6 protein-coding genes are annotated in these 7,673 nt (G+C 40.2%); 5 read left to right on the top strand and 1 reads right to left on the bottom strand.

Annotation, left to right across the window (positions count from 1 at the left end):
• The 4 genes from AC1DDX_RS18565 to bla all read left to right on the top strand — a co-directional run.
• On the top strand, nucleotides 1-1,478 hold a 1,478-nt coding region (locus AC1DDX_RS18565), incomplete at its 5' end, for a sodium:solute symporter family transporter (RefSeq protein ID WP_477622393.1).
• Nucleotides 1,479-1,612: 134 nt separating this feature from the next.
• The gene (locus tag AC1DDX_RS18560; RefSeq protein WP_172660038.1) at nucleotides 1,613-2,380 is read left to right on the top strand and encodes a helix-turn-helix domain-containing protein; all 768 of its coding nucleotides are present in this window, start codon (nucleotides 1,613-1,615) and stop codon (nucleotides 2,378-2,380) included.
• An 83-nt stretch (nucleotides 2,381-2,463) separates the two neighbouring features.
• On the top strand, nucleotides 2,464-3,372 hold the full coding sequence (locus AC1DDX_RS18555) for a haloalkane dehalogenase (protein ID WP_337716763.1): 909 nt from the start codon (nucleotides 2,464-2,466) through the stop codon (nucleotides 3,370-3,372).
• A gap of 46 nt (nucleotides 3,373-3,418) precedes the next feature.
• Nucleotides 3,419-4,282, top strand: a complete 864-nt coding sequence (gene bla, locus AC1DDX_RS18550) for a subclass B3 metallo-beta-lactamase (protein WP_337716761.1) — start codon at nucleotides 3,419-3,421, stop codon at nucleotides 4,280-4,282.
• Nucleotides 4,283-4,309: 27 nt separating this feature from the next.
• Here the strand turns inward: bla and AC1DDX_RS18545 are convergent, their stop codons facing one another.
• Nucleotides 4,310-6,742 (bottom strand): TonB-dependent receptor domain-containing protein, encoded by a 2,433-nt coding sequence (locus tag AC1DDX_RS18545; RefSeq protein WP_337716759.1) that lies wholly within the window; start codon nucleotides 6,740-6,742, stop codon nucleotides 4,310-4,312.
• Nucleotides 6,743-6,890: 148 nt separating this feature from the next.
• Between AC1DDX_RS18545 and AC1DDX_RS18540 the strand changes: the two genes are divergently transcribed.
• The coding region (locus tag AC1DDX_RS18540; RefSeq protein ID WP_477622392.1) for a DUF2652 domain-containing protein at nucleotides 6,891-7,673 on the top strand (783 nt) is incomplete at its 3' end.

Genomic DNA, 7,673 nt, shown 5'->3' with positions numbered 1-7,673 from the left:
TGAGTGGTGAGGGTTTTTTTCTTGGTATTGCAGTGGCCGCATACGAGTGGATTGCAGCAATCGCACTTATTATTGTAGCCGTATGGTTCATCCCGGTCTATCTTAAGAACAAGATCTACACCATGCCTCAATTTCTAAAGACCAGGTACAATGAGTCGGTAGCATTAATCATGGCCATTTTCTGGCTGTTTTTATATGTGTTTGTAAACCTAACGTCCATTCTTTATTTGGGTGCAGTGGCCATTAACGGGCTCACAGGTGGAGATTACCTGCATGTGATTATGATCGGGCTTGCGGTATTTGCACTGATCATCTCTTTAGGGGGAATGAAAGTAGTTGCCTATACCGACGTAATCCAGGTGGCGGTATTGATTTTTGGTGGATTAGTAACCACATACATCGCACTGACTGTTGTGGGCGAGAAGTTCGGTGTTGGAGCAAATGCCATTGCCGGTTTCAATGTTTTAATGGAACAGGCTCCAGAGCATTTCAAAATGATCATCCCTAAACCTACCGCAGAATCCACCCAAAATGAGATCAGCAAATACCTGACTTTCCCGGGACTAGCTTCTTACGTAGCTGGTATCTGGATCATCAACCTCAATTATTGGGGATGTAACCAGTATATCACTCAGCGCGCACTTGGTGCAGATCTGCAAACCGCAAGAACGGGAATACTTTTCGCTGGCCTTTTGAAGCTGATGATGCCATTGATCGTGATGTTGCCGGGTATTGCAGCCTATGTATTGTACAAAGGCGGGCACCTGCCTCAATTGATCGGTGGCAAAGATGGTGCATATTCAGCCATTCTTACCTTTTTACCTACAGGTCTTAAAGGGCTATCCGTAGCTGCACTTACCGCAGCTATTGTAGCCTCACTTGCTGGTAAAGTAAACAGTATCTCCACAATCTTTACACTCGATATTTATGCAAAATATTTCAAGAAAGGTACAGAAGAAAAGAACCTCGTATTAGTTGGCAGATCAACAGTATTTATAGGTATGATTCTGGCAGTTCTCTTTACCTGGAACGATTTATTAGGCATTGGTGGTGAAGGTGGTTTTACTTTCATTCAGAAATATACTGGCTTCATTAGTCCGGGTGTATTTGCCATGTTTATTCTTGGTATGTTCTGGAAAAGAACCACTGGTAGTGCGGCCATCGCCGGGGTATTGGCAGGTTTCCTGTTTTCGGTATTCTTTAACGAAATGGCACCGAGTCTGCTGGGTAACGATACTTTCTTATATACGGCCTACCCTAATGGCAAAGGTGGTTTTGAAATTCCATTCCATATCTGCATGGGTCTTTCTTTCTTCTTTACTATGGCCATTATGATTGTAATGAGTTTGGCTGGTCCTAAAGTAAATCCTAAAGCATTTGAACTGGATAAATCCATGTTCAAAGTTTCTCCATCTACATTGGCTCTGATTGTGATAACGCTCCTGATCATTGCTGCATTATATGTAAAATTCTGGTAGGTTATACTAAGCTGGCCATGTAACTTTATAAAATGAGGGAGTATCATAATTTATGATACTCCCTCATTTTATAAAGTTACATCGATCCGTAATAAGATCCAGGCAAAGAGTTATATTTGGTTATAGCAAACGTAATGAAAGTTCATCAATTTCTTCCATCCGATGTGCTTAAGCCTTTTGTAAACCGCTTTTTGGTTACAGAAAGTGAAGGTGATTTAACCAGGCAATTATTACCTGGTACCGCGCCTGTTATGGCATTACGTTTTAAAGGCGCAATATACCTAAACAATAGCCACAATAATCTGGGATTTGGGATTACTGGAATGTCTAAAGTTGCACGCCCGGTATACTATACCTCCGGCTCAGCAGTACTACTGGTGCTTTTCAATGAAGGCGGTGCCACAGCTTTTATAAACACTCCCCTAAACGAATTTTTGGGGCTGACCACAAATCTCGACACCGTATTTCCCATTGGACAGGTTCAGCGACTTGAAGAAAACCTGGAAACGATTCAAACGCATGCCGAACGTATAGCCGCAGTAGAAACCTTTCTGATCACACAACTTAAAAGAAATGGTAAAGATCCTATGATCAGTAAGGCTGTTGATATCATCAAATCCACAAGCGGTAATTATAAAATAAAAGATCTTGCCGCTACACTGAACATCAACATCGATTCTTTCGAAAAGCGTTTCCGCAGCCAGATAGGTACCTCTCCTAAACACTTCTCATCCATCATCAGAATCCGTTCCGTCATCAGCACTTACCAATCTCATCAAAATCTTACTGCAGTTTCACAGGAAACTGGATTCTTCGATCAAGCCCATTTCAATAGGGATTTCAAGACATTTACAGGCGAAAGCCCTGGTCAGTTCTTTAAAAAAGGCCTCCCGAAATGGTGAATCCCGAAATAGGATAAAACTTGATTTTGTACAATTTTTGATTTTCAGTGTAGCATAATTTTGTATTATTAAATTACCAGCACATGAAACATTTACCTTTAATTATCGCTATTACCAGCGCCCTCACATCACAGGCATCCGAAAAAAAACACGTCACCGTACTTGGAAAAGATATCGCTTATATAGAAACCGGAACTGGTGATCCTATTGTATTTTTACACGGCAATCCCACTTCATCTTATGTATGGAGAAACATCATTCCACAGGTATCCAACTTAGGGCGCTGTATCGCTCCTGATCTAATTGGGATGGGCGATTCAGAAAAGATTTCAGATCCGAAATCACACACTTTCGCCGAAAACAGTCGATATCTGGATGCTTTCTACGAAAAACTTGGAATTAAAAAGAACATAACATTTGTAGTTCATGATTGGGGTTCAGCATTGGCATTCTACTGGGCAAGCAGACATCCTAATGCCGTTAAAGGGATCGCGTTTATGGAATCTATTACCGTTCCCTACAAATGGGAACAGATGCCTCCAAAAGGAAAGGAAATCTTTCAGGCCCTACGCTCTCCTGAAGGTGAAAAAATGATACTCGAGGAAAACTCATTTCTTGAAGTTAACATCCCCTTATCGCACATAAATCCACTAACAAAAGAAGAACACGATGAATACCGCAGGCCCTTTGTTGTACCTGGAGAATCACGGCGACCAATGCTATCCTGGGCACGTCAACTCCCCTTTGATGCAGAACCAAATGCATTTACATCTGTAGCTACCAGGTATACGGCTTGGCTAAAGAAAAGCGCGGTACCAAAACTGTATATCGAGGCGAATCCCGGTATGAGCTCTCCCGATGCAAAACAGTTTTGCAACAGTCTGCCCAATACCACAAAAGTTGTCGTAAAGGGTCTTCATTATCCACAAGAAGACTCTCCAGTTCAGGTAGGTGCAGCTTTAGTGGCATGGCTTCAGGCTATTGGACTATGATGCTTTCAGAAGTATTTCCCATATATTAGCTTTAAAATCATTTCCTATGTTTAGACACTATTTCAATACTCTTACGGTTATTTTATTTTTTAGTTCTTTTCTTGCAACAGCTCAACAGGTAAAAGAACCAAAAGATACGCCAATAGAATGGTCTAAATCTTATCAGCCTTTTCGCATTGCCGGCAATTTATATTATGTGGGCACAGAAGATCTGGCCTGCTATCTCATTGTGACCCCAAAAGGGAATATCCTCATTAATACCGGGCTTGCCACTTCTCTGTCAGTGATTAAGGCAAATGTTGAAACCTTGGGTTTCAAATTTAATGATATCAAGATATTACTGACCACGCAGGCACACTATGACCATATGGGAGCTATGTCGGCAATTAAAAAAGCAACCGGAGCTAAATTTATGGTGGATGAAAAGGACGCCGCGGTTGCAGCGGATGGGGGCAGTTCAGATTATGCATTAGGAGGTCATGGACCTACTTATGAACCAATAAAAACTGATCGTTTATTGCATAATGGTGATACCGTGGGTTTGGATGATATGAAGCTGGTTATGCTCCATCATCCAGGTCATACAAAGGGTTCTTGTAGCTTCTTGTTCGATGTAAAAGACAAAGACCGGATTTATAAGGTCTTAATTGCCAATATGCCTACAATCGTGACGGAGAAAAAATTCTCCGAAGTAACTTCCTATCCTGAAATCGCTAAGGACTATGCTTATACAATAGGCGCCATGAAAAAGCTCACATTCGATATCTGGCTTTCCTCTCATGCCAGCCAGTTTGGGCTTTATAAGAAGCACAAAGCCGGTGGCGCTTATAATCCTAATGCTTTTATTGACAGGAAAGGATATGATAAAGTACTCCGGGATTTAGAAATTCAATTTTCCAAAAAAGACTGATTTTCGACCCGATAAGAAATTGGTGTTTTATTTCCCTCCCAGTCTTTTTTGTTCCGCGTCAAGCCCTGTCTGTCTGCTTCGTTCAGACTTAACACTGGTTTTTCCGAAACGATAGGTGAAAGTTAGCCTCACATTGGTCGAAGTACCCCATTGCTCAAGGTTATATACATTACCAGCCAGTGTGCTAAATACCCTGCCCCTCTGACTATGAAAAATATCACCAACTCCGAGTTTCAAATTACCATTCTGGTTTGGAAAACTGTAACGCAGGCCTGCATCAGCGGTCAGCATACTTTTCACTTTAAATCCTCCATCTATCTGTGCCGTACTGGCATATACTGAAGCGTCTGCACTGAAGAGCTTGTTTAGTGTAAAATTGTTCTGAGTATACAAACTGGCACTGAATTGCTTCGAATTAAGATCTGTTCCGTTAAGATCCGGTGCCTGGATTTGTTTATGATAACCAACAAGATTATTATTCAGGTTCCACCATTTACTTATTTTTACGGGGAAATTAAGCGTAAGTGATACCACATCATTAGAAGCAAGGTTAAGTACCGTCTGGTACATCGATTTTTTGGCTTCATTCTGTAATAAGATCTGTGTGATTACATCCGATGTATGTGAATAGGCAAACGCAACGCTATATTTTTGTTTCCATAAATAAGTCGCTTCAAAATTTGTAGAATATTCCGGTTTAAGGTTAGGATTACCCTCGTTGTAGGTATACTGATCAAGGTAAAAAATAAATGGATTAAGGTTCTGATAATTTGGTCTGTTAATCTTTCTCGAATAAGACACACTGGCAACATTATCCGCATCGAAATTTCGGCTAAATGTTAACGAAGGGAAAAAATCAGTATAGGTTCGCTTATTCAACTGATTTATTGTAACCGAATTACCTGTAGACTGAGTCCGTTCTGCACGAAGACCAGTTTGCACCGAGAATTTACCTGTACTGATGTTCAAAATCGCATAAGCAGCACTTACCTGTTCGTCGTACTTAAAGCGATTGCTACGGCTGTTGTCCTTTATCCACTCTCCATTAACATCATTCTCATAAACGAAATTGTTATCGCTTTTCACACTGGCTACCTTGATACCTGTTTCAAGCTTGAACACTTTATTAAGCGGTAATACATAATCTGCTTTAATGGCTTTAATGTTGATATCCGAAGGCGAAAAATTCCTATATATCTGTCCGTCCTTAAAAAAAGTTCCATCAGGAAGGAAAAAGCGATTTACAAAACTCGCTTTGTTATCCCCGTTAAATGTTGAGTAGTCTGCATCAATAGTAATTTCCTGCCCTGCGGTATCCAATATCCCCTTATAGTTGATATTGTACGAAAAATTCTTACGATCTGTTGAGTTTTTGCCCGGAGTTTGCAATATGGAATCTGGTTTTGCAAACGAATCGCCAATCGTAATTCTGCTAAAACCATTTTGATCAAATCCATTCAAATTACCCTTAAGCAAAACACCAATTGTATGGTTTTTGGTCAGAAAGAAATCTGTTCCAATTTTAAAATTATTCGACGCAAAAACTGAAGTATCCCTATTTCTCTGGCTAAAATACAATTGTTTTGAATTCATACCGGGAGTTACCCTGTCAATGGTAAGGTTCTCCTGAAAAGGCCATCTATTGTAGTCATAAGACCCAAATACATTAAAAAATTGCCTGCGATAGTTTAGGTTAATACCTGGGTTGGCTTGTAAACGTTTATTATAACCAACACCAAGCGTCAAATTACCATTAAAGCCAATGGCAAGACTTTTCTTTGTTTTGATGTTGATGATTCCACCCGTACTATTTGCATCATATCGCGCACCCGGATTGTTGATGATCTCGATACTTTCGATCTCAGAACTTGGCATAGACTTAAGCAAGCTTACTACTTCGGCGCTACTCAAATAAGTCTGTTTGCCGTCAATAGTTACCAGTACATTGCCTTTGCCGGCAAGAGAGATATTCTCATTATGATCAATGGTAACTCCCGGTGCCTTTCTGAGCACCTCCAGGCCATTAAGTCCGGCGGCAGAGGGTGTAGCCTCAATATTAAAAATCAGTTTATCCCCTTTTCGTTCCAAAACAGGCTTTGATGCTGTAATACTTACCTCATTTAATTTATTTGTGTTTTCTTTAAGCACAATTGCTGGCAGCTCATAAGTTGAACCCTTAAGTTCAAATACCGGTGTTTTCACTTTATTATAACCAACAAAAGTTGATAAAACATAATAAGCTCCCGGAACTGCTGGAAGATTAAACTTACCCTCTCCATCGGTCATCCCTGTGGTAACCAGTACAGAATCTTTGGCAGAATATAAAAGTACGCTTACCGAAGGCAGGGTTTGCTTGTCATCCCTAACCGTTCCGGTTATTTTGCCATTTTGTTGCGCTACAACTTCAAAAGGCAAAATATATAAGCATAAAAAGAATGCAAAAAGTAAATGTATTTTCATTATCGATGTGTGTATTTATAACAATAAGATGAATTCTACGCCAATAGGTTACGAAGAAATGTAAAATTCTTTTCGAAAGCTGTTTATCAAACATTAGATCTGCGCTGATGATTGCCTAATGATTTATTGTTTGTAACTTTAATATGAAATGGAAACAAAGGGTCTGCTTTTTATCCCTGACATTAGTGGCTTCACTCGATTTGTAACAGAATCAGAAATTAATCACAGCCGCATAATCATACAGGAATTGCTTGAATTGCTTATTAATGCAAATCAAATTGGTCTCGAAGTTTCCGAAATAGAAGGTGATGCCATTCTTTTTTACAAATTCGGAGAACCGCCGCAACTCAAAGAGCTGTACAAGCAGGTAGAGAAGATGTTTTGTCTGTTTCACAAGAACCTTATGACTTATGATCAAAGGAGGTATTGCCAGTGCAAGGCCTGTATTTCTGCTGCCAATCTTTCCTTAAAAGTAATTACACACTACGGTGAATTTGCCGGGTATAATGTAAAGAATTTCAGTAAACTGATTGGCAAAGATGTTATTGTTGCGCACCAGCTTTTGAAGAACGACATCGCACAACATGAATATTGGCTGGTAACCAAAGACCTTCTGGATAATCACCCACCGGCTGATTTTACAGACTGGATGAGTTGGACTGACAGTATGAAACAGACAGAAACGGGGGAAATACACTTTCATTACACTCAGCTGAGCCAATTAAAAAATGAAATACCTGATGACCCTTTACCTCCATTAGATCTTTCCGGAAAAAAGAAAACACACTCCGTATCAAGAGTATACGAAACCGACATCATTACTTTATTTCATGCCTCAGGTGCATTTGAATTTCGGCACCTCTGGTGGGAAGGCGTAGAAAAAATAGAGGCCCTTAATCACCTTTTACCACGGGTGGGTATGAAGAGCAGG

This window comes from Pedobacter sp. 10L46_2, from assembly GCF_056395165.1.
Note: the sequence above shows the minus strand (reverse complement) of the source record. Positions and strands in the feature narration are given on the sequence as shown.

Coding starts and splice junctions, on each gene's coding strand:
- AC1DDX_RS18560 (WP_172660038.1), top strand. CDS start 1,613: ATGAAAGTTCATCAATTTCTTCCATCCGATGTGCTTAAGCCTTTTGTA.
- AC1DDX_RS18555 (WP_337716763.1), top strand. CDS start 2,464: ATGAAACATTTACCTTTAATTATCGCTATTACCAGCGCCCTCACATCA.
- bla (WP_337716761.1), top strand. CDS start 3,419: ATGTTTAGACACTATTTCAATACTCTTACGGTTATTTTATTTTTTAGT.
- AC1DDX_RS18545 (WP_337716759.1), bottom strand. CDS start 6,742: ATGAAAATACATTTACTTTTTGCATTCTTTTTATGCTTATATATTTTG.